Here is a 24,192-nt window from a genome sequence, read left to right on the forward strand (position 1 = left end):
CAGCACTTGGGGCCGCCCAAGCGTCGCGTCCCACTTGGGCGCCCGGCCTGAGTCGCGCAACCCTAGCCGCCGGGCAGCATGTCATGCCGGCGCAGCGCGTGGCGGAGCTGGTCGTAGCTCAGCCCCAGTGCCTCGGCGGTCGCGCGCTGGTTGAAACGGTGCTGGCTAAGTGCCTTGGCCAGTATCTGTTGTTCGAACCGCGCGACCTGGCTCTTGAAGTCCATGGGGGCGTCGGGATCGCACGGCGGCGGCGCGTCGGCGATCACCAATGGCTCGGAAGGTGCGAGCGCTACTGCCGGCGCGCTCGCCGCCCCCGGCATCGGCGCGGGGCGATAGGGCGATAGGAAGGGATCGAAGATGATCTCGTCGACCGCGCCGCCCTGCTCCCAGCGATAGACGGCGCGCTCGACGACGTTGCGCAACTCGCGCACATTGCCCGGCCATTTGTGCTGAAGCAGCGCCTCGGTCGCGCGTTCGGTGAAGCCGGGCCAGTCTTCCCAGCCCATTTCACTCGCCATGCGGCGCCCGAAATGTTCAGCCAGCATCATCACGTCACCCGCGCGAGCGCGCAAGGGCGGCAAGGTCACCACCTCGAACGACAGGCGATCGAGCAGATCAGCCCGAAACTCATGGCGTTCCACCTTCTCGGGCAGATGCTCGTTGGTCGCCGCCACGATCCGGACATCGACGCGCACCGGGCGTGACGAACCGATCCGCGTCACCTCGCCATATTCCACCGCGCGCAACAGCCGTTCCTGCGCCGCCATTGACAGCGTGCCAAGCTCATCAAGGAACAGCGTGCCGCCATCGGCTTCCTCGAACCGGCCCGGTCGCGCCTTAGTCGCGCCAGTGAAGGCGCCCGCTTCGTGGCCGAACAGCTCGGCTTCGATCAGCGTTTCGGGAAGCGCCGCGCAGTTCATCACGATGAGCGGCGCGTCCCAGCGTGGGGAGAGGCGGTGGAGGCGCTCGGCGACCAGCTCCTTGCCGGTGCCGCGCTCGCCGATCACCAGCACCGGGCGATCGAGCGCCGCGGCACGGCTGGCATGTTTCAGCACGTCCAGAAACGCGCTTGATTGGCCGATCACTTGGGTCTGGCGGTCCACCCTCACCCCCTTTTCCCAAAGCTTGGTGCAAAACCCCAATTCTTGGCAAGCAAAAATCGCCAATTCGCCAAGCTCAATCATGGCAAATCACGGAAAAGAGGCGATAATTCGGTTTGGCACGGCGCGTGCAATGCAGTTGGCATCTGCCACCGGGCAGCATCAGAATGACACGGGAGACGAAAGATGACCCTGACCAAATCCTTCCGCCATGCGACTGCCGCGCTGTTCGCCGCGGCGCTGAGCGCGGTGTTCCTGCTGAGCGCCGTCGGCCCTGCCGAGTTCGGCATCGCGCCCGCCACCGCCACTGCTTCCACGTTCGTCGCCTAGGCCCCGGCGACGCACCCTGCCGGGGCGGCGCGCCCCTCGCCGCCCCGGCTTTTTCAAGTTCCTCAAGGAGTGACCAATGGGTATTTTTTCCCGCACCCGCGACATCATCGCCGCCAACGTCACCGATCTGCTCGACCGGGCCGAAGACCCCCGCAAGATGATCCGCATGATCATCGTCGAGATGGAGGAAACGCTGATCGAGGTTCGCGCCTCGGCCGCGCGCACCATCGCCGACCAGAAGGAAATGCGCCGCCACATCGCCAAGCTCGAACAGCTCCAGGCGAACTGGACCGAAAAGGCCGAGCTGGCGCTGTCCAAGGGCCGTGACGATCTGGCGAAGGCCGCGCTGGTCGAAAAGCAGAAGTCGGCCGATATGTGCGAGCAGCTCCACAGCGAAATCGCCCTGCTGGACGAAACGCTGAAGGCCGCCGAGGACGACATCACCAAGCTGCAGACCAAGCTGCGCGAGGCCCGCACCCGCGAGAATTCGATCGCCGCGCGGCTGGAATCGGCGCAGAATCGCTACCGGATGCGTGACCTTTATGCCGGAGTGAAGATGCAGGATGCGTTCAGCCGCTTCGAAACGCTCGAGCGCCGGGTCGACATGGCCGAGGGCCGCGCCGATGCCGCTGGGCTGGGCGCCGCGCCCAAGACGCTGGAGGAGGAAATCGCCGAACTCCGCGCGACCGACAAGGTCGAGGCCGAACTCGCCGCGCTGAAGGCGCGGATGGGCAAGGACGGCTGAGGTGTCCGAAGTCCTCATCCCGCTGGGCGTCGTCGGTATCCTGTTCGTCGCGCTGCCTTGGATGGTCCTGCACTATGTTACCAAGTGGCGGCAGGCGCCCAAGATCACCGACGAGGACGAGAAGCTGCTCGATGAACTCTATATGATGGCGCGCCGGCTGGACGATCGGCTGGCGACCGTCGAACGGATCATCGCGGCCGATCACCCCGATTGGCGCCCCAACATGCCGCTCGCCGAGCGGCCTGACTATGACCTTTCGAAAAGGAACTGACCAATGAGCGTCAGCCGTACGAAATTCTACCTCGACAAGCAGAACGCGAAGGTGATGGGCGTCTGCGCCGGGATCGCGGATTATACCGGGATCGACCCGCTGCTGATCCGCATCGGTACCGTTGTGCTCACCTGCGCCTTTGGCTGGCCGTTGCTGGTGTATCTGGTGATCGGTTGGGCGGCGGACAAAAAGCCAGCGGGGCTGTATGAAGGGCCAGACGATGCCAAATTCTGGCAGGGCGTGCGCAGCAACCCGCGCCGCTCGACCGCCGAGGTCCGCTCGAAATTCCGCGACATCGATCGCCGCCTGGCGGACATCGAACTGCTCTACACCAGCCGCAACAAGCGCCTGTCGGACGAAATCGACAGCCTGCGCTGATCAACAACCGCCCCTTGGGGGAGTGAAATAAAATGAGTTCAGGGCAAATCTTCGTCCTCGCGATCATCGGCATGTCGACGCTGGGCTGGGTGATCACGAGCTGGATCCGGGCCAAGCATGGCTATCCCGTGGAAAATGAATGGGGCGCGAGCGTCAGCAAGATTACCGACGAGGACATGCGCGAAGATTATCCGCGGACCGCGCGCACGCTGGAGCTGCTGACCAGCGAGAATGAGAAGCTGACCGGCCAGATCAGCCGGCTGGAAGAGCGGATCGCGGTGCTCGAACGGATCGCCACCGATCCCGCCGAGCGGGTCGCCCGCCAGATCGACGCGCTGCGCTGACACCCAAGCTCTAGCGAACAGGAATTCGATCATGCACGCTGAATTCGGTGAAATGGTAATGCGGATCGCCCCGCTCGTGATCATCGTGATCGGCTTGAGCGTTGGCGGATGGGTTTACACCACCTGGCTTCGGGTGAAGCACGGCTATCCGCTCGATGGGCAATGGGGCCAAGCGCTCTACCCCAAGCACAACGACGAGATCATCGAGCGCGTGCGCCTGCTGAGCCAGGAAAATGCCCAGCTGCGCGCCGAACTCGGTTCGCTGAAGGACCGGCTCGTCAATGTCGAGCGGATCGTGACCGACGGCGCGCACAGCCTGGAACGCGAGATCGAGGCGCTGCGCGGCCGCGCCAACTGAAGGGAATGGACCGATGATCAACCCCGTCCTCATTCCGATCCTCGGCATCTGCTGCGGCCTGATGGCGATCTTCGGCGGTGTCGTGGTGCGGCCCTGGCTGCGCTTCCAGCAGCGCAAGCTTGAAGTCGAGGCCCAACTCGCCCGCGAACGCGCCTCGATCGACTCGGCGCGGCAGGAACGGCTCGAAGCGCGCGTCGCGGTGCTCGAGCGGATCGTCACCGATCGCGGTATGGGTCTCGCCGACGAAATCGAACGGTTGCGCGACAAGCCGCTTAACTAACCCCCAAGGCCAAGGAGGCCAGAACCATGCAATGGGCAGAGATGGTGGTCGCGATCGTCCTGATCGTCACCATCGGCAGAATCTTGCGCGCACGCTACGAGGGCCGCGGCCTCACCCCGCCCCCTCAGGAGAATGGCGACTTCATCCGCCAGCACGAGGAAATACGCGCACTCAAGGAACGCATCGCGGTGCTCGAAAAGCTCGCGACCGACGACAACAGCAACGCCGCGCGGCTCGACCGCGAAATCGAGCGGCTGCGCGACCGGAGGGACTCATGACCGATCCGATGCTCTATCTAACGATCGCCAGCGCCGGGCTCGCCGCGCTCGCGATGGTCACCGTGGCGACGCTCGCCGGCTGGCGCGGCTGGTTGCAGCTGAAGCAGCTGGAGCTGGCGCGGCTCGGCGGTGGTGGTGAACCAGCAGTGCCCTCGGCTAGCGCCCGCATCGAAATCGCCGATCTTAAAGAGCGCATCCGCAAGCTGGAAGCCATCGCGGCCGGGGTGGATCTGTAGTTACAGGGCACGAGACTAGGCGCCGGCCTGCGCCGGAGAAGAAACCGGGGTGCGTCCAAAACCTTCCCCGGCAAAGGCCAAGGCCCAGCCCCGCGAGCCAAGCCTGAAGCGCAGGCTTGCTCCGACGGCAAAAGCCGCTAGCGCCCTTCCCCATGACGACTCTCGCCGAACTTGAAGACGAATATGGCTTTCTCGACGCCGATGATCGCTATCGCCTGCTGATCGATCTTGGCCGTGCGCTGGAGCCGATGCCCGAAGCGCTCAAGACCGAGGCGACGCTGGTGCGGGGCTGCTCCGCCTCGGTATGGGTCTATCCCACGCGGCTGGACGATGGCCGGTTGCGCTTCCTGGCGGACTCAAACGCGGCGATCACCAAGGGGATCATCGCGCTGGTGCTGAAGACGGTGCAGGATCGGCCGGCGGCCGACATTCTGGCGGTCGACATTGAAGGCGCGCTGGCGCCGTTCGATCTGAAGAATCAGCTCAGCTCGAACCGCACGCAGGGCATCCCCAACATGATCGCCCTGATCCGCGAAACGGCGCGGCGCTACGCCTGAACGCCGATCCCCAGCCCCGCCGCCACCTCGGCGAGATCGGCTCCCTTGGGCACCAGCCGCCAGCGTTTGGGGTCGGCGGCGTTCACCACCGTCACCGCGCCGCGCGGGCAGACGCCGAGGCACTTGACCTCAACCACGCCGAGCCGGCTTTTGCGGAAGCGCTTGACCCCCAAATAGGCCTTGAGCGCCTTGGCGAGGCGCTGCTTGCCCTTCTTGCCGAAACCGCCATCCAGCCGCTTGGAACATTTGGCGCAGACCAGGATGGCGGTGTCCCACTCGGCCTTGACGAACTTGGTCACGCCGGGCGCCATGTTTTCCGCTCTTCCGCCGCGCGCAGCACTTCATAGGCCGCCTGCACCTGCTGGAAGCGCTTGGCGGCTTCCGCGTCGTTCGGGCGGACATCGGGGTGGAGTTCCTTGGCGAGCCGGCGCCAGGCCGCACGCACCGCCTCGAAATCGGCATCGGGTTCGAGCTCGAGCGCTTCGAGCGCGCGCATCTCGTCACGCGATCGGCTGCCGTCGCCCGGCCCCGCCCAGCGATTATGTTGCGAGGCGGTGAAGCCCGCTGCCTCGCGCCGCTCCTTCGCCTCGCGCGCAGCGGCTTCCTCGGCGCTCAACCCTTCGAAATAGTTCCAGCCGGCATTGTATTCCGCCGCGTGGCGCTCACAGAAATACCAGCGATCGGGGCTATTGGGCGATTTGGGCGCGGGGCATTTGCCCGGTTCGCTACATCCCTCGCGGTCGCACAGCCGCACCGCCTGCGCATCGCGCGCGCTGCCATAGCCGCGCCAGCGCGGAAAACCCCAGTCGTTGGTGCGTGTCGGCCGCGGCATAGCGCCTCCAAATAGGCGGCCAGGGCGGCGGCGCAACTGCCAAAAGCACGGCCTCGATGGCATCACGACCGTGCCGGTTTACAACCGCCGCCCGCACCGCCAAGCTTCACGGTGATGCAACCAACCCGCCCCTTCGGCCCGCTCGATCTGGCTGTCGTCGTCATGATGAACCTGTTCTGGGGGCTAAACATCATCGCGGTGAAGCAATCGGTGGTGCTGGTCGCGCCGCTCACCGCCGCGTTCCTCCGCCAAGCGATCGTGCTCGCGGTGTGTGCCGGGTCGCTGCGGCGCGTGCCTGGCAGCATGGCGGCGATCAGCGCGCTGGGGCTGCTGCTGGGGGTCGCGTTCTACATCGTCATCAATCTCTCCCTCGCGCTCGCGACCAATTTGGGGGCGTTGGCGATCGCTGGGCAATTGGGCGTACCCTTCGCGCTGATCCTGGCGGTGCTGTTCCAGGGGGAGCGCATCCATTGGCCCCGGCTGACCGGAATCGCGCTCGCGCTGGGCGGGGTGGCGGTGCTGGTATTCGATCCCGCCGCGGCGCATGAGGGGCCGGCGCTCGCGCTCACCGCGCTGTCGAGCCTCATCTGGGCGATCGGTTCGCTGATCCAGCGTCGGCTGCGCGGAGTGCCCGTGCTGACGCTCTATGGCTGGATCGCGCTGTGGGGCACGATCGGCCTCGGCGCCGCCGCGATCACCTTCGAACCGCGCGCGGTCGCCGCGCTGCCGGCGCTGCCGCTGTCGACGCTCGGCTGGATCGCTTTCTCGGCGATCGGCTCGACGCTGGGCGGGCACGGCGCGCTCGCCTGGCTGCTGCAGCGCCATCCGGTGACGACGGTTACCCCGTTCACGCTCGCGGCGCCGGTGATTTCGGTCTTTACGGCGGCGTGGTATTTCGGCACCCCTGTCACCATGATCATGCTGTTTGGGGGCACGCTGGCAATGGCGGGGGTGGCGATCGTCACCATGCGGACGGCGGCGCGGAGCGCATGACCCCGCTCGACATGCCGCCGGTTATCGAGGCACCCTCCCCGAACTTCAACGAGCGCAGCGGGCCGATCACGATGATCGTGCTCCATTATACCGGCATGGAAACCGCCGAGGGCGCGATCGCCCGACTGCGCGATCCGGCGGCAAAAGTTTCGTCCCATTATGTCGTCGCCGAGGATGGCGTGGTGTTGCGCCTGGTCGATGAGGACAAGCGCGCCTGGCACGCGGGCAAATCGCACTGGCGAGACTGGGATGACGTCAACGCGGTTTCGATCGGCATCGAGATCGTCAATCCCGGCCATGAGTTTGGCTACCGCCCCTTCCCCGATGCCCAGATCGACGCGGTGATCCGCCTCGTCGCCTCGATCAAGGAGCGCTACGCCATCACGCGGGGCAATATCGTCGGCCATTCGGATGTGGCGCCCGCGCGCAAGCGCGACCCCGGCGAGCTGTTTCCCTGGGGAATGCTCGCCCGGCTGCGCCTCGCGCTCCCGCGCCCGACCAAGAATCTGATGGACCCCCATTGGACCGAGAGCGGCTTCCTGCTCGCGCTCGAACGCTTCGGCTATGACGTGAGCGATCCGATGGCGGCGATCATGGCCTTCCAGCGCCGCTTCCGCCCCGAGCTGATCGACGGTGAGATCGATGCCGAATGCCGCATGATCCTGCTCGCGCTGCTGTTGCCAAAGCCACAAGGGGACGATTAAGGCGGAGGAGTCAGAGGGTCGGGCGGCCGCGGCGTTTCGGCGTCGAGGAAAGTCCGGGCTCCATGGAGAAACGGTGCCGGGTAACGCCCGGCGGGGGCGACCCCAGGGACAGTGCCACAGAGAGCAGACCGCCGCTCAGAACCGGGCGGTAAGGGTGAAAGGGTGCGGTAAGAGCGCACCGCGCGGCCGGCAACGGGCGTGGCATGGCAAACCCCACCGGGAGCAAGACCGAATAGGGGCGGCACGGCCCAGCATTGCTGCGCGCCAGGGCTTCTCCGGCCCGCTGCCCGGGTTGGTTGCTGGAGCCGGCGTGCGAGCGCCGGCCAAGAGGAATGGTCGCCCAACCCCGTCTGGGGTGGACAGAACCCGGCTTACAGACCCTCTGGCAAGGTTTCAGGCGGCGGCGCGCGCGCCGCTCTCGGGCTCATACAGCCCCTTGTAGCGCGCCGAAGGGACGAAGGCCTCGCTATGGCCGATAACCGTCTCCCCCGCGCCGAGCACGAGCAGCCCGCCCGGCCGCAGCACCTGCGCGATGCGATCGAGCACCGAGCGCCGCAGCGCGGGCGACAGGTAGAGCATCACATTGCGGCAAAGCACGATATCGAACCGTCCCGGCGGGGCCGGATCGCTCACCAGGTTATGGCGGCGGAAAGTAATCCGGTTGACGAGTTCGGGGCGGGCGATCCAATCGGGGCCGATCGCCTCGAACCAGTCGATCATCCGGCGCACCGACAGGCCGCGCTGAATCTCGAACTGCGAATAACGGCCCGCACGCGCCCGGGCGAGAATGGCCTCGGAAACATCCGTCGCGACGATCTCCGCCTCGATCGGCGTACCATTGCGCGCCTGCTCGGCAAGGAGCATCGCCAACGAGAGCGGCTCCTGGCCGCTTGAACAGGCAGCGGACCAAATGCGCGGACGGCGGCCCTCGGCACGATACCCGCTCATCGCGGTGAGCAACGCTTCGAACACCGGGGCGTCGCGGAAGAACGAGGTTTCCTGGTTGAGCAACGCATCCACGATCTGCTCGGCGACAAGCCCGTTGGGATCGCGAAGCAGTTCGTCGACAAGCGCTTCAAGCGTCGGCCACCCGCGCGTGCGGAGCAGCGGTTTCAGGGCGGTTTCAATGCGCCAGCTGCGATTGGCGGAGATCTGTTGGCCGGTCCGCTGTTCGAGCAATGCCGCCACCACGACCATCGCGCTGGTGGTGGGCGGGGGCACGCGCCGATCGACGATCATTGCGGGCGCTTGCCGGCGGCGATCAGCCGGCCGATCTCATCTGGGGGCAGCACCGCTTGCGCGAAGCCCCCTTGCGCCACGGCGCCCGGCATCCCCCAAACGACCGAGCTTGCCTTGTCCTGCACCACCAGCGCGCCGCCGGCGTGTGACAGCTGCGCCGCTCCCTGGGCGCCATCGCGGCCCATGCCGGACAGCACGACGCCCAGCGCCCGCGTGCCGAACGTCTCCGCGACCGAGGCGAACATCGGATCGACCGAGGGCAGGCATCCGCTCGCCACGCGCTCATTGGTCAGGCGCACGACGACGGCGTCGCCATAGCGTGCGCAACGCAAATGCGCGTCGCCCGGCGCGACGACGATCCGCCCCGGCTTGATCCGCAGATGCTCTTGCGCCACCTCGCAGGGCCGCCCGGCCAGCACCGCGATCTGCGCCGCGAAATAGGGCATGAACGAGGGCGGCAGATGCTGGGTGATCAGCATCGGCGCCTGGAAGGCGGGCGGCACCGCGCGCAGCATCTGGCTCAGCGCATGGATGCCGCCGGTCGACGCACCGATCGCGACAATATCGAAATCGCTAACCGCGCCGGCGGTGGCGGCGGGCAGGGACCGATTGGCGCCCGCGTCATCGGCATCGAACAACCGTGCGATCTTCTCCGTCAGCATGTCACCGAACTTGCCGACCAGATTGCCGAGCCCCGGTTTCACCAGCGTGTCGGCCGCGCCAAGGGTCAAGGCCTGGATGGTCGCCGCGGCACCCTCGGCGCAGCTTGAGGAAACGACGATGACGCGCGCGCCGCGTCCGCCCGCGAGCAGATCGGGCAGCGCGGTCAGGCCGTCGACGCCCGGCATCTCGATGTCGAGCAGGATCACGTCAACCGTTTCGCGCTGCAGGAAATCGAGCGCGGCATGTGCATCAGCGACCGCGCCTGCCACGACGAAGCGCGGGTTCGACTCGATCATCTTGCCGATCACAGCGCGCGCGACGACCGAGTCATCGACGATCAGGATGCGTGCGGGCGGCGCCTGCGTGGTGAACGCGGCAAGCTTTTGTGGCCTGGCGGGCATGGCGGAAACCCCCTTGCAGCGATCAGGCGACGCCGACGATCTGCAGCTTGGACTCAAGCGTTTCGCGGTCGAACGGCTTCATCACATACTCGTCCGCCCCGGCCTCGATCGCCGCGCGGATATAGGCGACGCCGTTTTCGGTCGTGCAAAACACGATCTTGGGTCGGCGCGGCAGCTCGCTGTCCTTCAACGCCTTCAGGAAATCCATGCCGCTCATCACCGGCATGTTCCAATCAAGCAGCACGACATCGGGCACGCTCGCTAGGCAATGATCGAGCGCCTCGCGCCCGTCGCCCGCCTCGCTCACCTGGAAATCCATCGTCTCGAGAATGTGCCGCGCGACCTTGCGGATCACCTTCGAATCATCAACCACCAGGCAAGTCTTCATCTCGGGCACCTTTTTCGGTTCACTATCTCGGTCGCAGAAAAGTCTGACCTTAACGTTAAGCAGCCGCGGCCAAGCCGGGGATCAGAGCTCGCAGATCGATCGCCAGCATCGGATCGCCCTCGCGCACGATCAGCCCCGCGGCGGCGCGCGCCCAGCCGCCCTCGATCGCCAACCCGTCGGACAGCGGCAGCAGATCGAACATCGCCACATCCTCCAGCTGATCGACGGGGAGCGCATAGTGATGGCCGTCGACATGCGTGATTACGGCGCGTCGCGCGGCTCGTTCTGACGGCGGGAGATCGAGCGCGATGCAGGTGTCGATCACTGTCACCACCCGGCTGCGAAGCGCGGCGAGGCCATGGACGACCGCTCCCGCCCCCGGCACCGGTGTGATTTCGGGCACATCGACGACCGATTCCACCTGATCGGAATCGATCGCCACCGCGCGACCGGCGATACGCGCGATCAGGAACAATTTGCTTGTCATGCTGCTTCCCCGGAGCGCGCCGCGACTGCCGCGAGCAGCGCCGCGCGGTCATAACGATAGATGCTGTCTGCTCGGCCCGCCGGCGCGACCTGGGTTCGCAGGCGCACGACAGGGGCACGCGCCGCGATCTCCTCGCCCTCCATCGCCAGCACCACGGCAGGCACTTCATTGTCGGCCGCACCGCTGGCCACGCGATAGCCCGACGCCTCCAGCACCGGGCGCAGGAAATTCTCCATCCAGCGCGCCTCGCCGCCGGCGAACAGGCAGAGCGGCGGAACCTTGGGTCGCGCCGTGTCGACGACGGTGCCGAACAGCCAGTGCACGTCGAGCAATTCGATGGGTTCGCCGTCGACCATCACGATTCCCGAGATAGGCCCCGGAACACCCGCCGGCACCACCGCATCCGTCAATCCGATAATGTCGAGAGCTTCGGAGATCGGATAGCCGATCTCGGCAACGCCATCAGCCATTCGCAGCACGCTGATCGCGCCGCGCTGAGCGATGAGATCGAGCGCACCGTCGCCCGCGAGCGTCGCAAGCGGCACGACGGTGCCGTCGATCGCGAGCCGAAGCTTGCCCGCGCTGAAGCGAACCGCCTCCGGGTTCGCCGGCTCCACGCGGTCGACTACGTCCAGCGACACGGCGCGGCGCTGCCCGTCCAGATCGACGAACAACAGCGCCGTCCGTCCAGTGTCCTCGCAGGCCTGGACAGGGGAGTCCTCCTCGACCAGTGCATCCCGCCCGAAGCGCAGCCCTGCCTTCTGTGCCAGTCCCGAACAATCGAGCAGCAGCATCGGCCGTCCGGTGTCGGGTAATGTCTGCCCGGCATAAAGCCCCGTCGCCATCACCGCCGGCGGCGCGGGCTTGATCACCAATTCCTCGGTATCGTGCACCTCGTCGACGGCAAGCGCGTAACTGCCGCCGCCGATCGCCACGATGGCCAGCATCACCGGGGCATCGGTCGAATGCGCCAGCCCAAGCACCCCGTCGAGCGCGATCATCGGCAGCCGCCGGTCACGCACGGTGGCGACGGGCGTGTCGCCCAGCATGTCGATACGGATCGCGTCACCGCGCACGCGCACGATTTCTTCGACCGCCTGGCGCGGCAGAGCGAAACGTTGCCCCTTGGCGCCAACGACGATCGTCGAGATGATCGACAAGGTCAGCGGTACGTGGATCGCGATGGCCAAACCCTTGCCGGGCGTGGAGCTCAGCTCGATCCGGCCGCCGATTTGCTCGATATTGGCGCGCACCACATCCATGCCGACCCCGCGCCCGGAGATGCTGGTCGCCTTGTCCTTGGAGCTGAGCCCTGGCTCGAACACCAGAGCGAGCTTGGCGCGTTCGGGCAGCGCGCGCAGTTCCGCCTCGCTCCGCCCGCTAATCTTCGCATATTTGGCGATCAGCCGCTCGGTATCGATGCCGCCGCCGTCGTCGATGATCTCGATGATGATCTGGTTGCCCGATTGCCGGGCGGAAACGACGAGCCGGCCATGCTCGCGCTTGCCCGCGGCACGGCGAATTTCCGGACTTTCGATACCGTGGTCGATCGCGTTGCGGATGATGTGGACCAGCGGATCGCGCATCATCTCGATCATCTCGCGATCGAGCTCGACATCGGCGCCTTCGATCGACAGCAACACGCTCTTGCCGACTTCGGCGGCGGTATCGCGCACCATCCGCGGCAGCGCGGAGAAGAGCGCGTCGATCTTCTGCATTCGCGTGCGCGTCACCGTGTCGCGCATCTCAGCGACGGTGTGGGACAGGCGTTCGAGCGCCGCCTCGATCACCGGCTCGACCCCCTGGTCGCGGAGCCGCCGGGCGAGCTCGTTGCGGGCGAGCACCATTTCGGACATGCCGCTCATCATCCGGTCGAGCAGTTCGACGCTGAGCCGAACCGAACGGTTCGCGGCGCGTGGCGCGGTGACGGCCCCTTCTTCACCCTGATGCGCCGACGCCAGCGCCGCCTGCGGTTGCGCCTTCGCCCCGGCGCCGCCCGGCGCGAGCGCGGCGATCAGCAGATCCTCGCCACTATCGTCCAATGCAGAGCCCGCGTCGATCGCCTCGATGATCTCGCCGATCCGATCGACGATTGCGAGCACCGCGTTCACAAGATGAGTATCGGGCACGCGCTCGCCGGCGCGCACCGCCGCCAGCGCATCCTCCGCGGCATGGCTGAGGCGGCTCAGGCGCGGCAGATCGAGAAAGCCGCAGCTCCCCTTGACGGTGTGAACGAAGCGGAAAATCGCGTCGAGCCGCTGCCGATCGCTGGGCGCGGCCTCCCACATCACGATCTCGCCCGAGAGCGCTTCGAGCGTCTCGCGCGTTTCCGCGATGAATTCCTGCAGCAGATCGTCCATGAGCCCCCGCGCGTTAACGCGCTCGTTTCATGGCCGATCAGCGGTTAAAGAGCAGTTTACCGCACGTTGAAAGCAACCCCGAACAGCAGCACCGGCGCATCGGGTGGCGAAACCTGCAATTGCCCGCCATTCTCGGCGACGAGCGATCGCACCAGGAAGGCAGCGGCCGCGCGCGGGGTGATCAGGCTCTCATCGGCGTCCGTCAGCGCGTTGCGCAATTCGGGATCGAGCACGATGCGGGGTCCATCGCCGCGCACGACGATCTCGATCGTTTCGCCCTGCAGCTCGGCGCCGATGTCGAGTTGGCCGCCGCGCACCAGCGCGTCACCGGCGATCAGCGCAAGGTTGAGCATCACCTTGATCGCCGGCTTCGGCAACACCCCCGCCTCGACCAGCCAGCCGATCTTCACGCGGTGATTGTCGCCGAACAGCCCCTCGATCGCCGCACGGGCTTCGCGGGCATCGATCGTCTCGCCAAAGCCCCCGGCGGCGCCGAACGCCAGGCGGAAAAACTTAAGCTTGTTCGCGCTTGCCCGAGCGCTCTCGCTGAGCAGATCGAGGCAGCGCTGGCGCATTTCGGGATCGTTCTCGTCCGCCAGCAGCTCCAGCCCGTTGTTGAGCGCCCCGACGGGACTCAACAAATCATGGCACAGCCGCGAACAAAGCAGGCTGGCGAACTCGACCGCGCTGACTGGCATGGTAACTGGCGCCCCAATTTCTAGACAAAGCCCCTCATGGCGAAGGCGGTGGCGCATCGCAAGGCGCGTCGATCGCCAGCGGCACCGGATCGAAGCGCCCGTGCCACGCTCCGTCGGGGGTGGCGCGCCACAATCGCGCCTCCCCGGCCGTCAGGATCAGCCACAGCGCACCATCGGGCGGGGCGGCCTCGGCATCGATCGCGCTTGGCTCGGCGCGGCCGCTCGGGTGGGAATGATAATGGCCGATGATGGCAGGCCCGCCCGCCCGCGCGCGTCGATGCGCGGCGATCAGTGCGGCGGGATCGAGTTCGAACGCGCGGTCCGGCCTCGGCGCGACATTGGCGCAGGCCTCCGCCATGAAAATCGCGTCAGGGCGGCCATATAGCAGCCCGCAAATCTCGGCCCCCGGGCTCGCCGCCGACGCCGCCTGCAACTCGTCGAGCAGGGCGCTTGAAATGGAAACGCGCGCGACCATATCGCATTGCACAATGGACCGGGGGGTTGAGGTTGTGCAAGTACAGGTCGCGGCTTCCGGGCTGCGGCTCGATCGCGCCCTCGCCGATGCCGTGCCCCAAATCTCCCGCGAGCGGATGAAAGCGCTGATCTCATCGGGTCAGGTGTCCGACGCTGCCGGGGTCCTCCACCGTGATCCGGCGCGCAAGACCGAGGCTGGCCAGGCGTTCGCCATCGCCCTGCCCCGCCCCGCCCCCGCGCATAACGAGGCGCAGGCCATCCCGCTGGTGATCGCCTATGAGGACGAGCATCTGATCGTGGTGGACAAGCCCGCGGGGCTCGTCGTCCACCCGGCGGCCGGCAATCTCGACGGCACCTTGGTCAACGCCTTGCTGCATCATTGCGGCGGCAGCCTCTCGGGCATTGGCGGCGTCGCGCGGCCGGGGATCGTCCACCGGATCGACAAGGATACGTCGGGGCTGATGGTCGCTGCCAAGCACGATCGCGCGCATGAGGGGCTGGCGCGCCAATTCGCCGCGCATTCGATCGATCGGCGCTACAAGGCGATCGTCCAGGGGCGACCGGCGCCCCCCGCCGGCACCGTCGACGCACCGCTCGCGCGCAGCCCCGCCAATCGCAAGAAGATCGCGATCGTGCCCGGCGGCAAGCGCGCGGTGACGCACTACCGAACCCTGTCGCCGCTGCGTCATGCAGCGCTGGTCGAATGTCGGCTAGAGACGGGGCGGACGCATCAGGTGCGCGTCCATATGGCGTCGCTCGGACACAGCTTGCTCGGTGATCCGGTTTACGGTAGAACTACTCATCCGCTGCGTGGGCCTCTGGAAACGCTCAACTTCCGTCGGCAAGCCCTGCACGCCGCTCACCTGGGGTTCATTCACCCCATTAACAGTAGCGCTTTAACGTTCGATAGCGAACTCCCTGCAGACATGCAGGAACTGTTCAATATTCTTCGTGTCTAGGAGTAGGAGCGGCGGCCGTGCCTCAGCGCGGTCGGATTTTCGTTATCCGCTCGGGTCAAAGGGAAAGGAGTTTCGGTCATGGCTAGCGGCAGCAACGTCCCCGCGACGATCCCCGCGCTCGGTGGTGAGGCGAGCCTCAACCGCTATCTCGCCGAGATCAAGAAATTCCCGATCCTCTCGGCCGAAGAGGAATATATGCTCGCCAAGCGCTTCGAGGAGCATGGCGATACCGAGGCGGCGGCCAAACTGGTCACCAGCCACCTGCGCCTCGTCGCCAAGATCGCGATGGGCTATCGCGGCTATGGCCTGCCGATTTCGGAGCTGATTTCCGAGGGCAATATCGGCCTGATGCAGGGTGTGAAGAAGTTCGAGGCCGATCGCGGCTTCCGCCTTGCCACCTATGCGATGTGGTGGATCCGCGCCTCGATCCAGGAATTCATCCTGCGCTCGTGGAGCCTGGTGAAGATGGGCACCACGGCGGCGCAGAAGAAGCTGTTCTTCAACCTGCGCCGGATGAAGGCCAAGCTCGACGCGTTCGAGGACGGCGATCTGCGACCCGAGGATTTGGCCAAGATCGCGACCGACCTGGGCGTCACCGAGGCCGAAGTCACCAGCATGAACCGGCGCATGGCGCTGGGCGGCGACACCAGCCTGAACGTGCCGATGCGCGAGGATGGCGAGGGCCAGTGGCAGGATTGGCTCGCCGACGACAGCCCGCTTCAGGACGAGCGCGTCGCCGAAGCGCAGGAAGCCGATGTGCGTCACGACATGCTCGTCTCGGCGATGAGCTCGCTCAACGATCGCGAGCGTCATATCCTCACCGAGCGCCGGCTGACCGACGACCCGAAGACGCTGGAGGAGTTGAGCCAGGTCTATGGCGTCTCGCGCGAACGCGTCCGCCAGATCGAGGTGCGCGCGTTCGAGAAGCTGCAAAAGGCGATGCTGCGGGTCGCGGGGGAAAAGCGGCTGCTGGCGATCTGAGCCGGCGCTGACAACGCGAATGGGGCTGGCGGAAAGCGCCGCTCCAATCGCGCCCGATTGCCCCTGTCGTTTCGTTTCGCGCGTGCGCTATGCTGGTGGCATGTGCAATCTCTATACGGCCCGCCGAACCGGAAGCGAAATAGCCCAGCTTTTCGACGCCGCCACGCCTAGCTTCACGTTCGATGGCGACCGCGACTTCTACCCGAAGAGCCTCGCGCCGGTAATCGTGCAGCAATCCGGCGCGCGGCGGGTGGAGCAGATGCGATGGGGCTTCCCACCGCCCGCCTCTGCCCGCGCGCCAGTGACCAATGTGCGCAACCTGGCCAGTCCCTTTTGGCGATCGGCGCTCGCCGATGCCGCCCGCCGGTGCCTGGTGCCGGTTACCCAGTTCTGCGAGTGGGAGGGCGAAAAAGGCGCCAAGATCAAACGTTGGTTCAGCGTACCGAGCCTTCCTGTGTTCGCCTTTGCCGGCATCTGGCGGCCGACATCGGAGGGCGCCGCCTTCGCGTTCCTAACCTGCGAGCCCAACCCGCTGGTCGCCGCGATCCATCCTAAGGCGATGCCGGTGATCCTTCAGCCCGACGACTATGCGCGCTGGCTGGCGGCCGACGATGCGGGCGGCCAGGCGTTGGCGCACCCTTTCCCGTCGCAACTAATGGCTGTCATCTGAACCAAAGGATCGCCGTCAAGCCAACGATACGTGCAGGAACTGGTTGAAGTCGCTGGCCTCATAGTCGGCAAAGGCCGGCCCGTTCACGAAGCCGCGCCGACGATAGAGCGCGAGCGCCGGTTCAAAGGCGGCTCCCTTCCCCGTTTCCAAGCTCAGCCGCCGCACTCCGCGGCACCGTGCGGCAGCGATGATGTGCTCGAGCAACGCGACCCCCACCCCTTGACGGAGATAATCGGGGTGGGTCCGCATCGACTTCAGCTCGGCCCCGCCGTCACCGAGCAACTTGAGCGCGCCGATGCCCGCGATTCGATCGCCGCGCCAGGCGCTCCAAACCGTTACCCCCGGCTGCTTCAGACCGGACAGATCGAGCGCGAAGCTATGGCCCGGCGGTGAACCATCGCGCATCCCGCTCAGGTGCAGCGCCAGCAACGCCCGGGTTTGTTCGCTTGAAAGATCGTCCTCGCGAATGTCGAACACGCCCCACCCTTCCGCTTGATCCGCGCCCCCGCCCCGTGGCAACCGGGCGACATGCTCGCCCGCGCCTTCAGCCTGCTCCTCAAGACCGTGCTTGGCTTCGTGCTATTGTCGATACTGTGGGTGGGCCTGTATCGCTTCGTCAACCCGCCGATCACTTTCACCATGATCGGCGATCTACTGAGCGGCCACAGCATCACCCAGCAATGGCTGCCGCTGGCCAAGATCGATCCGAACATGGCGCGCGCGGTGATCGCGGGCGAGGACTCACGCTTCTGCCTCCACAACGGCTTCGATACCAAGGCGATCGAGGCGGCTTACCGCCGCAACCAGAAGGGCGGGCGCATCCGCGGCGGCTCGACGATCAGCCAGCAGACGGCGAAGAACGCCTTTTTGATTCAGGGCGGCGGCTATGTCCGCAAGGTGTTCGAGGCGTGGTTCACGTTCCTGATCGAGAATTTATGGGGCAAGCGCCGGATCATGGAAGTCTATCTGAACGTCGCGGAGACCGGCATCGGCACCTACGGCGTCAATGCCGGAACGCAGCGCTATTTCGGGCATGACGCCACCCGGCTGACCCCAATAGAGGCGGCGCGGATCGCGGCGGTGCTGCCGCTCCCCAAGAAGCGCGCCGCGATCGCGCCGGTCGGTTTCACCCGGCGCTATGGCGGGGCGATCCGGGCGCGGGCCGGCGTGGTCCGCCGGGCCGCGCTGGATGCCTGCCTGCGCTAGGACTTATTTGTTCGGATCGACCGAGCGCTCGACCGCGTCGCCGGCCTTCTTGGCAGTGTCGCCCACGTCCTTGGCGGCGCTGGTGACGGCATCGGTGCGCAGCGTGTCGTTGCGGTTCTGAACGATCAGGAAATAGGCGACGACCGCCACCAGCAGCAGCACCGCGATTCCGATCAACAGCCCCGCGCCCCCGCCACGCCGTTCGATCACCGTCGTTTGGGGCGCGTCATATTTCTCAGCCATCCCATCCTCCTGTTTTTGGGTGGAGGCTGAACGTGATCGGTGCGACGGCGGTTCCGTAGGATCAGGCTGGGTCGCGACGCATGGACCAGAAGCGCGGGCCGTTCTGGCTCACGCGCCAGTCGTGCGTCACCCGGAAGCCGAGGGCCTGGTAGAAGCCGAGATTGGCCTCGGTCGCGGTCTCCAGATATGCGGGCACGCCGCTCGCCTCGATCCGGTCGAGCCCGGCGCGCACCGCCCCGCGCCCAAGCCCCTTCCCCTGATGCGCCGGATCACAGCCGGCGATGTGGAGATACCAGAAGGGCTCGCGCGGCATATGCGCGTCGATCGCGCCGGCCAGCGCCAGCGCGCGCGGGAGCGCGAGGCCGAACGCGCCTAGCAATCGTGGGGCGGAGCGCAGGAACTCGCCGAGCGGGGTCTGGGCATGGCCTGGCGCGCGCCATAGCGTCGCCGCCTCGCAGCCGCCGCCCATCAGCCGCAGCCCATGCGCCGCATCGCTATCGAACAGGAGACCGAACAGCGCCGGCAGCTTGCGCGCCCGTACCGCCGGGCTGGGGTAGAGCCACGCCATCGCCGGGTCGTTCGCGAATGCCCGCGCGAGCATCGCCGAAACGGCGGTGCGATCGGGACGAGTCGCGAGGCGGAAGGTCATGCGGCGCCAGCGTCAGGCGGCGCCGCCCGCCTTTTCCTTCTTGGCGTAGACGCGCACCGGCTCCTTGCGGCCATCGACCACGTCCTTGTCGATCATCACCTGATCGACGCCGTCCATGCTCGGCAGATCGAACATCGTGTCGAGCAGGATGCCCTCCAGAATCGAGCGCAGCCCGCGCGCGCCGGTCTTGCGGTCGATCGCGCGCTTGGCGACCGTCACCAGCGCATCGTCGGTGAAGCCGAGGTCGACGCTCTCCATGTCGAACAGCTTCTGATACTGCTTCACCAGCGCGTTCTTGGGTTCGGTGAGGATCTTCACCAGCGCCGGCACGTCGAGATCTTCCAGTGTCGCGATCACCGGCAGGCGGCCGACGAATTCGGGGATGAGGCCGAACTTCAGCAGATCCTCGGGCTCGACATTCTTCAGCACCTCGCCGGTGCGCCGCTCCTCGGGCGCGGCGACATGCGCGCCGAAGCCGATCGACTTGCCCTGCAGGCGGTCGCCGATGATCTTCTCAAGGCCACTGAACGCGCCGCCGCAGATAAACAGGATGTTTGTGGTGTCGACCTGCAGGAACTCCTGCTGCGGATGCTTGCGCCCGCCCTGGGGCGGCACGCTCGCGGTGGTGCCTTCCATCAGCTTCAAGAGCGCCTGCTGCACGCCCTCGCCCGAAACGTCGCGGGTGATCGAGGGATTTTCCGCCTTGCGGCTGATCTTGTCGATCTCGTCGATATAGACGATGCCGCGCTGGGCGCGTTCGACATTATAGTCAGACGCCTGAAGCAGCTTGAGGATGATGTTCTCGACGTCCTCGCCGACATAGCCCGCCTCGGTCAGCGTCGTCGCGTCGGCCATCGTGAAGGGCACGTCGAGGATGCGCGCGAGCGTCTGTGCGAGCAGGGTCTTGCCGCAGCCGGTTGGCCCGATCAGCAGGATGTTCGACTTGGCGAGCTCGACATCGGCGCCCTTCTGGCCGTGATTGAGGCGCTTGTAATGGTTGTGCACCGCCACCGAGAGCACGCGCTTGGCGCGGCTCTGGCCGATCACATAATCATCGAGCACGTCGCAGATTTCCTGCGGGCTCGGCACCCCCCCGTCCTTCTTGGAGACCAGGGCGGACTTGGTTTCCTCGCGGATGATGTCGTTGCACAGGTCGACGCATTCATCGCAGATGAACACCGTGGGGCCGGCGATCAGCTTGCGCACCTCGTGCTGCGATTTCCCGCAGAAGGAGCAATAGAGGGTGCTCTTGGTATCGCCACCGGTCATTTTAGGCATTCACAACATCCTTCGCGCCAACGGCGCGGCCAAGAGGCAGCTAGCATAGCCTGCCCCGCTTCAATCGGACAATCACCAAAATCCGGTTTATGCGCTAGCCCCTTCAGGCAGCCGCTGCCTCGTCCGCCGGCACCGGCCGCTTGTCGAACACTTCATCGATCAACCCAAATGCCTTGGCCTCGTCCGCCGCAAGAAACTTGTCGCGCTCCATCGCGGTTTCAATGACATCAAGCGGCTGCCCGGTATATTTTGCGTAAAGTTCGTTCATCCGGTGCCGGATGCGCAGAATTTCCTTGGCCTGGATCTCGATATCGCTCGCCTGGCCCTGCGCCCCGCCCGAGGGCTGGTGCATCATAATCCGCGAGTTGGTGAGCGCGACGCGCATCCCCGGCTCGCCGCTCGCCAGCAGGAAGCTGCCCATCGAGGCCGCCTGGCCGATGCAGACGGTGCCGACGCGCGGGCGGATATACTGCATCGTGTCATGGATCGCCATGCCGGCGGTCACCACCCCACCGGGCGAGTTGATGTACATGAAGATGTCGCGCTTGGGGTTCTCGCTCTCCAGGAACAGCAGCTGCGCGGTGATGAGCGAGGCCATGTGATCCTCGACCACCCCGGTCACGAACACGATCCGTTCGCGCAGCAGCCGCGAATAGATGTCGAAGCTGCGCTCGCCGCGGTTCGATTGTTCGATAACGATGGGAACCAGCGAGTCGTGAAGCGGATGCATGTGATGTCCTTGTTGTCAGCCAAGCCTATATCTGGTGCTCGCGGCGAGCGCGCAAGCCCCCGGGAGGCTCCCTTGCGCGGGCGATGGGGCGGGGCTACCTCAGGCGGCGAAAACCGCCAAGAAGGAAACTCCATGTTCGATCGCGCTTTCCCGCCCTTCCGCCTCGACGACGAAGACGAGCAGGAGGAGCGTGCCGAAGGCGGCAATGGCGTGCTGATGGCCAAGTTCCTGGAAGCGCGCACGGTGCTGATCTTCGGCGGCATCGACCAGCGCCTCGCCCAGCGCGTGTCGGCGCAATTGCTCTACCTCGATCATATCAGCCACGATCCGATCAAGATCTTCGTGAACTCGCCCGGGGGCCATGTCGAATCGGGGGACACGATACACGATCTGATCGAGTTCATCGCCAGCCCCGTCGCGGTGATCGGCACCGGCTGGGTGGCGAGCGCGGGCACGCACATCTTCCTGGGCGCCGCCAAGGAACGGCGTTTCTGCCTGCCCAACACCCGCTTCCTGATCCACCAGCCCTCGGGCGGCGCCGGTGGTCGCGCGACCGATATCGCGATCCAGGCGAAGGAAATCGTCAAGATGCGCGAGCGTCTGGCGCGGGTGATTTCGGAGAAGACCGGCCAGCCGGTCGAGCGCGTGCGCGAAGATATCGAGCGCGATTATTGGATGACCACCGACGAGGCCAAGGAATACGGTATCCTCGGCACCGTGATCAGCAGCATTTCCGAGATCAAGTTCTAAACGGTCACGGCCAACGCGCCCGCCGACCCCGAGGGGCGGCGGGTGTCGTTCAGCGCGGGTCGCTTCGCCCGAAGAAGCGCTCGATCACGCTTTCGGCGAGCCGCGCGGGGCGGAGCGTCGCCGCGTCGACACAGCACCAGCTCGACCGGACTTCGGCGAGCACCTCCTCGCCGCGCTTGATGATCGTCTGATAGAAGGCACGCGCGCCGTGGACCTTTTCCAGCAGCACGGTCGCGACGACATCGTCCTGCAGGAAAGCGGGCTTGCGATAGGTGATCTCGTGCTTCAGCGCGACCCACAGATGCTGCGCGATCGCCTCGGTCGGCGCGAGCTGGCGCCAGTGGGATAGCACCGCTTCCTGCACCCATTTCAAATAGCTGGCATTGTTCACATGCCCCATGAAATCAATGTCGTGGGGGTCGATCTCGATCCGGTAGGCATGGGGCGCGGGGGTGGACATAGCCTCAGCCTAACGCGCAAGGATTAACTTGGCGACGCGACCGCCGAATTTTTTTCGCGTGCTTCGTCATCACCGCCCTGCCGGCCCTTGAGCAGCAGCGTCGCCCGCAGCCCGGGCGCGTTATCGCCGATGATCAACTGGCCATGATGCGCCGCGGCGATCGCCACGACCAGGTTCAGCCCCAGTCCGTGGCCCCCTTCCCCACGGCTGGGATCGAGCCGGACGAAGCGGCGGACGACCCGCGCGCGATCCTTTTCGGGGACACCCGGGCCATTATCGGCCACCACCACCTCCACCGCGTCGGGTCCGGCGCCGCGCGCCGCCAGGAAGATATGGGTGCCAATCGGCGTGTGGCGCTGGGCGTTATCGAGCAGGTTGATAAGCCCCTGGGCGATCAGTTCCCGGTCCCCGCGCACCGCCAGATGAGGCGCGATGTCGGCCGTGATCGATCGGCCGCCGTCGGTTACCGCCGGCACATAGGCCTCGTGCAGATCCTCGACCAGACGGCTGACATCGACCAGCGTGAAACCACGCCGCAGCGCGCCGCCCTCGACTTCGGAAATGCGCAGGATCGCCGCGAACAGCTTCAACAGATCGTCGCTCTGCTTCAGCGCGCGTTCGAGCGCGGCGCGCTGAACCTCGGGATCGCCCGCCGCTTCGCCGGTGCCGAGCGCGAGCTCCACCTCGCCGCGCAGCCGGGCGAGCGGCGTGCGCAGATCGTGGGCGACGTCGCTCGACACCTGGCGAAGGTTCTCGAGCAGCTGCACGATCCGATCGAGCATCGCGTTGAGCGCCATGCCCAGCCGATCGAACTCGTCGCCGCGGGGCGAGACGGGCACGCGCCGCTCGAAATTACCGCGCGCGATCGCCTCGGCGGTCTCGCCCACGGTTTCGAGCCGCTCCCGCAGATAGCCGCCCAACAGGATCGCGCCGACCACGCCGACGATGATCGCGATCCCCATCGCCGCGAGCGTCAACTCCAGGATGATCCGTTCGACCGCACCCAGCGCATCGCCATCAACCGCGACCACCAGCCGGTTGCCGCGCCGCAAGGGTTCGACGAGCAAGCGGGTGGGGCCGGTCGAGAGCGTCACCCAATGAAAGCCCCTGGCGGGGAGCGGCATCATCGTGAGCGTGCCGGCGCGCGGTCGGCCGTCAGGCCCGTAGAGGCCGTAGATGAAGGTGTTGGTGCCCCCGGCGCGCGCCCGCGCGTCGATCGTCGCGGCGAGTTCAGCCAAGTCGCCACCATCGTGTTCGACGATCAACTCGGCGGCTTCGAGCCGGAGCGTTTCGTCCTGCTGATGGCCGATCTGGCGATCCGCCGCGAAATAGACCGCGACGCCGAGCGCCGCGATCGTCAAGGCGAAGATCGCGGCGTAAACAAAGGCAATACGATAGGCGGCGCTCGCGAGGAGCCTAGTCATCCGCGCGCATACGATAGCCCACGCCGCGCAGCGTCTGGATCGGATCGTTGTCGAAGCCTTCGTTCAGCTTCGAACGCAGCCGACTCAAATGGCTTTCGACGATGTTGGTCTGTGGATCGAAGTGGAAACCCCAGACGAGTTCCAGGAACATCGTGCGGGTGACGACCTTGCCCGCATGGCGCATCAACTGTTCGAGCAGCGAGAATTCGCGCGGCTGGAGGTGGATCTCCCGCCCCTCGCGCCGGACCTCGCGCTTGATCAGGTCCATCTCGATGCCGGCGACCGCGAGCCGGGTTTGCGAGTCGCTGATCGGGGGCCGGCGCATAAGCGCCGAGAGCCGTGCGGTAAGCTCTGGAAAAGCAAAGGGTTTGACGAGATAATCATCGGCCCCCGCCTCCAACCCTGAGACGCGGTCCATGATTCCGCCAAGCGCGGTGAGCATCAGCACCGGCGTCGAAATCCCCGCCGCGCGCCAGCGGGTGAGCACTTCGACGCCATCAATCCCGGGCAGCATCCGATCGAGCACGACGACGTCGAAACTGTCCGTCCCGCCAGTCTTCAGCGCATCGTCGCCCGTCGCCGCGCGGGTGACTTGGTGGCCCAGATCAACCAGCCCCTGTTCTACCAGCCGGGCGGTGACTTCATCGTCTTCAGCAAGGAGTATTTTCATGCTGTTTTGGTAACGCAAGCCTTGCCGAAGTCGCGATTTTTCTTCCCAATGTAGAT

Annotated in this window: 35 protein-coding genes and 1 other RNA gene; 18 read left to right on the forward strand and 18 right to left on the reverse strand. The window is 66.1% G+C overall.

Annotated features, from left to right (window positions below; all coding sequences use genetic code 11):
- Window positions 1–62 precede the first annotated feature (62 nt).
- On the reverse strand, window positions 63–1,103 hold the full coding sequence (gene pspF, locus K2X73_RS09010; RefSeq protein WP_294110087.1) for a phage shock protein operon transcriptional activator: 1,041 nt from the start codon (window positions 1,101–1,103) through the stop codon (window positions 63–65).
- A 183-nt stretch (window positions 1,104–1,286) separates the two neighbouring features.
- Here pspF and K2X73_RS09015 point away from each other — a divergent pair, with 183 nt between their 5' ends.
- From K2X73_RS09015 to K2X73_RS09060, 10 genes are all read left to right on the forward strand, one after another.
- A complete protein-coding gene (locus K2X73_RS09015; RefSeq protein WP_294110088.1) occupies window positions 1,287–1,430 on the forward strand; it encodes a hypothetical protein in 144 nt (47 codons plus the stop codon).
- Window positions 1,431–1,506: 76 nt separating this feature from the next.
- Window positions 1,507–2,175, forward strand: coding sequence for a phage shock protein PspA (pspA, locus tag K2X73_RS09020; RefSeq protein ID WP_294110089.1), 669 nt, complete (start codon window positions 1,507–1,509; stop codon window positions 2,173–2,175).
- A 1-nt stretch (window position 2,176) separates the two neighbouring features.
- Window positions 2,177–2,446: an envelope stress response membrane protein PspB gene (gene pspB / locus K2X73_RS09025; protein ID WP_294110090.1), complete on the forward strand. Its 270-nt coding sequence runs from the start codon at window positions 2,177–2,179 to the stop codon at window positions 2,444–2,446.
- Between the two features lie 3 nt (window positions 2,447–2,449).
- The gene (gene pspC, locus K2X73_RS09030) at window positions 2,450–2,824 is read left to right on the forward strand and encodes an envelope stress response membrane protein PspC (protein WP_294110091.1); all 375 of its coding nucleotides are present in this window, start codon (window positions 2,450–2,452) and stop codon (window positions 2,822–2,824) included.
- Window positions 2,825–2,856: 32 nt separating this feature from the next.
- The gene (locus tag K2X73_RS09035) at window positions 2,857–3,168 is read left to right on the forward strand and encodes a hypothetical protein (protein WP_294110092.1); all 312 of its coding nucleotides are present in this window, start codon (window positions 2,857–2,859) and stop codon (window positions 3,166–3,168) included.
- 31 nt (window positions 3,169–3,199) lie between these two features.
- On the forward strand, window positions 3,200–3,526 hold the full coding sequence (locus K2X73_RS09040) for a hypothetical protein (RefSeq protein ID WP_294110093.1): 327 nt from the start codon (window positions 3,200–3,202) through the stop codon (window positions 3,524–3,526).
- Between the two features lie 13 nt (window positions 3,527–3,539).
- The gene (locus tag K2X73_RS09045; protein ID WP_294110094.1) at window positions 3,540–3,806 is read left to right on the forward strand and encodes a hypothetical protein; all 267 of its coding nucleotides are present in this window, start codon (window positions 3,540–3,542) and stop codon (window positions 3,804–3,806) included.
- Window positions 3,807–3,832: 26 nt separating this feature from the next.
- Window positions 3,833–4,084 (forward strand): hypothetical protein, encoded by a 252-nt coding sequence (locus K2X73_RS09050; protein WP_294110095.1) that lies wholly within the window; start codon window positions 3,833–3,835, stop codon window positions 4,082–4,084.
- Window positions 4,081–4,320 carry a hypothetical protein gene (locus K2X73_RS09055; protein ID WP_294110096.1) on the forward strand — a complete coding sequence of 80 codons (240 nt, stop codon included), beginning with the start codon at window positions 4,081–4,083 and terminating at the stop codon, window positions 4,318–4,320. Before K2X73_RS09050 ends, K2X73_RS09055 begins: the two co-directional genes overlap by 4 nt.
- 152 nt (window positions 4,321–4,472) lie before the next feature.
- The gene (locus K2X73_RS09060) at window positions 4,473–4,877 is read left to right on the forward strand and encodes a SufE family protein (protein ID WP_294110097.1); all 405 of its coding nucleotides are present in this window, start codon (window positions 4,473–4,475) and stop codon (window positions 4,875–4,877) included.
- Here K2X73_RS09060 and K2X73_RS09065 read toward each other — a convergent pair.
- On the reverse strand, window positions 4,868–5,188 hold the full coding sequence (locus K2X73_RS09065) for a (2Fe-2S) ferredoxin domain-containing protein (protein ID WP_294110098.1): 321 nt from the start codon (window positions 5,186–5,188) through the stop codon (window positions 4,868–4,870). The genes K2X73_RS09060 and K2X73_RS09065 overlap by 10 nt on opposite strands.
- The gene (locus tag K2X73_RS09070) at window positions 5,173–5,709 is read right to left on the reverse strand and encodes a J domain-containing protein (protein WP_294110099.1); all 537 of its coding nucleotides are present in this window, start codon (window positions 5,707–5,709) and stop codon (window positions 5,173–5,175) included. Before K2X73_RS09070 ends, K2X73_RS09065 begins: the two co-directional genes overlap by 16 nt.
- Window positions 5,710–5,823: 114 nt before the next feature.
- Between K2X73_RS09070 and K2X73_RS09075 the strand changes: the two genes are divergently transcribed.
- The 3 genes from K2X73_RS09075 to rnpB all read left to right on the forward strand — a co-directional run bounded on the left by K2X73_RS09075 (window position 5,824) and on the right by rnpB (window position 7,796).
- Window positions 5,824–6,702, forward strand: a complete 879-nt coding sequence (locus K2X73_RS09075) for a DMT family transporter (protein WP_294110100.1) — start codon at window positions 5,824–5,826, stop codon at window positions 6,700–6,702.
- Window positions 6,699–7,406: an N-acetylmuramoyl-L-alanine amidase gene (locus K2X73_RS09080; RefSeq protein ID WP_294110101.1), complete on the forward strand. Its 708-nt coding sequence runs from the start codon at window positions 6,699–6,701 to the stop codon at window positions 7,404–7,406. Before K2X73_RS09075 ends, K2X73_RS09080 begins: the two co-directional genes overlap by 4 nt.
- A 10-nt stretch (window positions 7,407–7,416) precedes the next feature.
- An RNA gene (gene rnpB / locus K2X73_RS09085) (RNase P RNA component class A) lies at window positions 7,417–7,796 on the forward strand.
- A 3-nt stretch (window positions 7,797–7,799) separates the two neighbouring features.
- On the opposite strand, the gene K2X73_RS09090 is transcribed toward rnpB, so the two are convergent.
- The 7 genes from K2X73_RS09090 to K2X73_RS09120 are packed head-to-tail and all read right to left on the reverse strand — an operon-like array spanning window position 7,800 to window position 14,117.
- Window positions 7,800–8,645 carry a protein-glutamate O-methyltransferase CheR gene (locus K2X73_RS09090; RefSeq protein WP_294110102.1) on the reverse strand — a complete coding sequence of 282 codons (846 nt, stop codon included), beginning with the start codon at window positions 8,643–8,645 and terminating at the stop codon, window positions 7,800–7,802.
- Complete coding sequence (gene cheB, locus K2X73_RS09095) at window positions 8,642–9,709, reverse strand: chemotaxis-specific protein-glutamate methyltransferase CheB (RefSeq protein WP_294110103.1); 1,068 nt, start codon at window positions 9,707–9,709, stop codon at window positions 8,642–8,644. The genes K2X73_RS09090 and cheB overlap by 4 nt, the downstream gene beginning before the upstream one ends.
- A gap of 22 nt (window positions 9,710–9,731) precedes the next feature.
- On the reverse strand, window positions 9,732–10,097 hold the full coding sequence (locus K2X73_RS09100; RefSeq protein WP_294110104.1) for a response regulator: 366 nt from the start codon (window positions 10,095–10,097) through the stop codon (window positions 9,732–9,734).
- 55 nt (window positions 10,098–10,152) lie between these two features.
- Entirely contained in the window at window positions 10,153–10,584 is a 432-nt protein-coding gene (locus tag K2X73_RS09105; RefSeq protein WP_294110106.1) for a chemotaxis protein CheW, read from the reverse strand.
- Complete coding sequence (locus tag K2X73_RS09110; RefSeq protein WP_294110108.1) at window positions 10,581–12,944, reverse strand: chemotaxis protein CheW; 2,364 nt, start codon at window positions 12,942–12,944, stop codon at window positions 10,581–10,583. The genes K2X73_RS09105 and K2X73_RS09110 overlap by 4 nt, the downstream gene beginning before the upstream one ends.
- A gap of 56 nt (window positions 12,945–13,000) precedes the next feature.
- Window positions 13,001–13,642 carry a histidine phosphotransferase family protein gene (locus K2X73_RS09115; protein WP_294110110.1) on the reverse strand — a complete coding sequence of 214 codons (642 nt, stop codon included), beginning with the start codon at window positions 13,640–13,642 and terminating at the stop codon, window positions 13,001–13,003.
- A 34-nt stretch (window positions 13,643–13,676) separates the two neighbouring features.
- Window positions 13,677–14,117, reverse strand: a complete 441-nt coding sequence (locus K2X73_RS09120; RefSeq protein ID WP_294110112.1) for a M67 family metallopeptidase — start codon at window positions 14,115–14,117, stop codon at window positions 13,677–13,679.
- Window positions 14,118–14,130: 13 nt separating this feature from the next.
- On the opposite strand from K2X73_RS09120, the gene K2X73_RS09125 reads away from it, so the two are divergent.
- The 3 genes from K2X73_RS09125 to K2X73_RS09135 all read left to right on the forward strand — a co-directional run bounded on the left by K2X73_RS09125 (window position 14,131) and on the right by K2X73_RS09135 (window position 16,726).
- A complete protein-coding gene (locus K2X73_RS09125) occupies window positions 14,131–15,075 on the forward strand; it encodes an RluA family pseudouridine synthase (RefSeq protein ID WP_294110114.1) in 945 nt (314 codons plus the stop codon).
- A 78-nt stretch (window positions 15,076–15,153) separates the two neighbouring features.
- Window positions 15,154–16,056 (forward strand): RNA polymerase sigma factor RpoH, encoded by a 903-nt coding sequence (gene rpoH / locus K2X73_RS09130; protein WP_294110116.1) that lies wholly within the window; start codon window positions 15,154–15,156, stop codon window positions 16,054–16,056.
- 100 nt (window positions 16,057–16,156) lie between these two features.
- Window positions 16,157–16,726, forward strand: coding sequence for an SOS response-associated peptidase family protein (locus tag K2X73_RS09135; RefSeq protein WP_294110118.1), 570 nt, complete (start codon window positions 16,157–16,159; stop codon window positions 16,724–16,726).
- A 15-nt stretch (window positions 16,727–16,741) separates the two neighbouring features.
- Here the strand turns inward: K2X73_RS09135 and K2X73_RS09140 are convergent, their stop codons facing one another.
- Window positions 16,742–17,203 carry a GNAT family N-acetyltransferase gene (locus tag K2X73_RS09140; protein ID WP_294110119.1) on the reverse strand — a complete coding sequence of 154 codons (462 nt, stop codon included), beginning with the start codon at window positions 17,201–17,203 and terminating at the stop codon, window positions 16,742–16,744.
- Window positions 17,204–17,254: 51 nt separating this feature from the next.
- Here K2X73_RS09140 and mtgA point away from each other — a divergent pair, with 51 nt between their 5' ends.
- Window positions 17,255–17,932, forward strand: coding sequence for a monofunctional biosynthetic peptidoglycan transglycosylase (gene mtgA / locus K2X73_RS09145; protein ID WP_294110121.1), 678 nt, complete (start codon window positions 17,255–17,257; stop codon window positions 17,930–17,932).
- A 3-nt stretch (window positions 17,933–17,935) separates the two neighbouring features.
- Here mtgA and K2X73_RS09150 read toward each other — a convergent pair whose 3' ends face one another.
- From K2X73_RS09150 to clpP, 4 genes are all read right to left on the reverse strand, one after another.
- The gene (locus K2X73_RS09150) at window positions 17,936–18,175 is read right to left on the reverse strand and encodes a hypothetical protein (protein ID WP_294110123.1); all 240 of its coding nucleotides are present in this window, start codon (window positions 18,173–18,175) and stop codon (window positions 17,936–17,938) included.
- 61 nt (window positions 18,176–18,236) lie between these two features.
- Window positions 18,237–18,824: a GNAT family N-acetyltransferase gene (locus K2X73_RS09155; RefSeq protein ID WP_294110124.1), complete on the reverse strand. Its 588-nt coding sequence runs from the start codon at window positions 18,822–18,824 to the stop codon at window positions 18,237–18,239.
- Between the two features lie 12 nt (window positions 18,825–18,836).
- Window positions 18,837–20,102, reverse strand: a complete 1,266-nt coding sequence (clpX, locus tag K2X73_RS09160; RefSeq protein ID WP_294110127.1) for an ATP-dependent Clp protease ATP-binding subunit ClpX — start codon at window positions 20,100–20,102, stop codon at window positions 18,837–18,839.
- A 103-nt stretch (window positions 20,103–20,205) separates the two neighbouring features.
- Complete coding sequence (gene clpP, locus K2X73_RS09165; protein ID WP_294110130.1) at window positions 20,206–20,832, reverse strand: ATP-dependent Clp endopeptidase proteolytic subunit ClpP; 627 nt, start codon at window positions 20,830–20,832, stop codon at window positions 20,206–20,208.
- 132 nt (window positions 20,833–20,964) lie between these two features.
- Here clpP and K2X73_RS09170 point away from each other — a divergent pair, with 132 nt between their 5' ends.
- Window positions 20,965–21,582 carry an ATP-dependent Clp protease proteolytic subunit gene (locus tag K2X73_RS09170; RefSeq protein ID WP_294110132.1) on the forward strand — a complete coding sequence of 206 codons (618 nt, stop codon included), beginning with the start codon at window positions 20,965–20,967 and terminating at the stop codon, window positions 21,580–21,582.
- A gap of 49 nt (window positions 21,583–21,631) precedes the next feature.
- Here K2X73_RS09170 and K2X73_RS09175 read toward each other — a convergent pair whose 3' ends face one another.
- The 3 genes from K2X73_RS09175 to K2X73_RS09185 are packed head-to-tail and all read right to left on the reverse strand — an operon-like array spanning window position 21,632 to window position 24,136.
- Complete coding sequence (locus K2X73_RS09175) at window positions 21,632–22,042, reverse strand: thioesterase family protein (RefSeq protein WP_294110134.1); 411 nt, start codon at window positions 22,040–22,042, stop codon at window positions 21,632–21,634.
- Between the two features lie 23 nt (window positions 22,043–22,065).
- Window positions 22,066–23,466 carry an ATP-binding protein gene (locus K2X73_RS09180; RefSeq protein WP_294110136.1) on the reverse strand — a complete coding sequence of 467 codons (1,401 nt, stop codon included), beginning with the start codon at window positions 23,464–23,466 and terminating at the stop codon, window positions 22,066–22,068.
- Window positions 23,459–24,136: a response regulator transcription factor gene (locus K2X73_RS09185; RefSeq protein ID WP_294110138.1), complete on the reverse strand. Its 678-nt coding sequence runs from the start codon at window positions 24,134–24,136 to the stop codon at window positions 23,459–23,461. Before K2X73_RS09185 ends, K2X73_RS09180 begins: the two co-directional genes overlap by 8 nt.
- Window positions 24,137–24,192 lie beyond the last annotated feature (56 nt).

The sequence above is a fragment of the Sphingomonas sp. genome (assembly GCF_019746665.1).
Taxonomy (GTDB): domain Bacteria; phylum Pseudomonadota; class Alphaproteobacteria; order Sphingomonadales; family Sphingomonadaceae; genus Sphingomonas.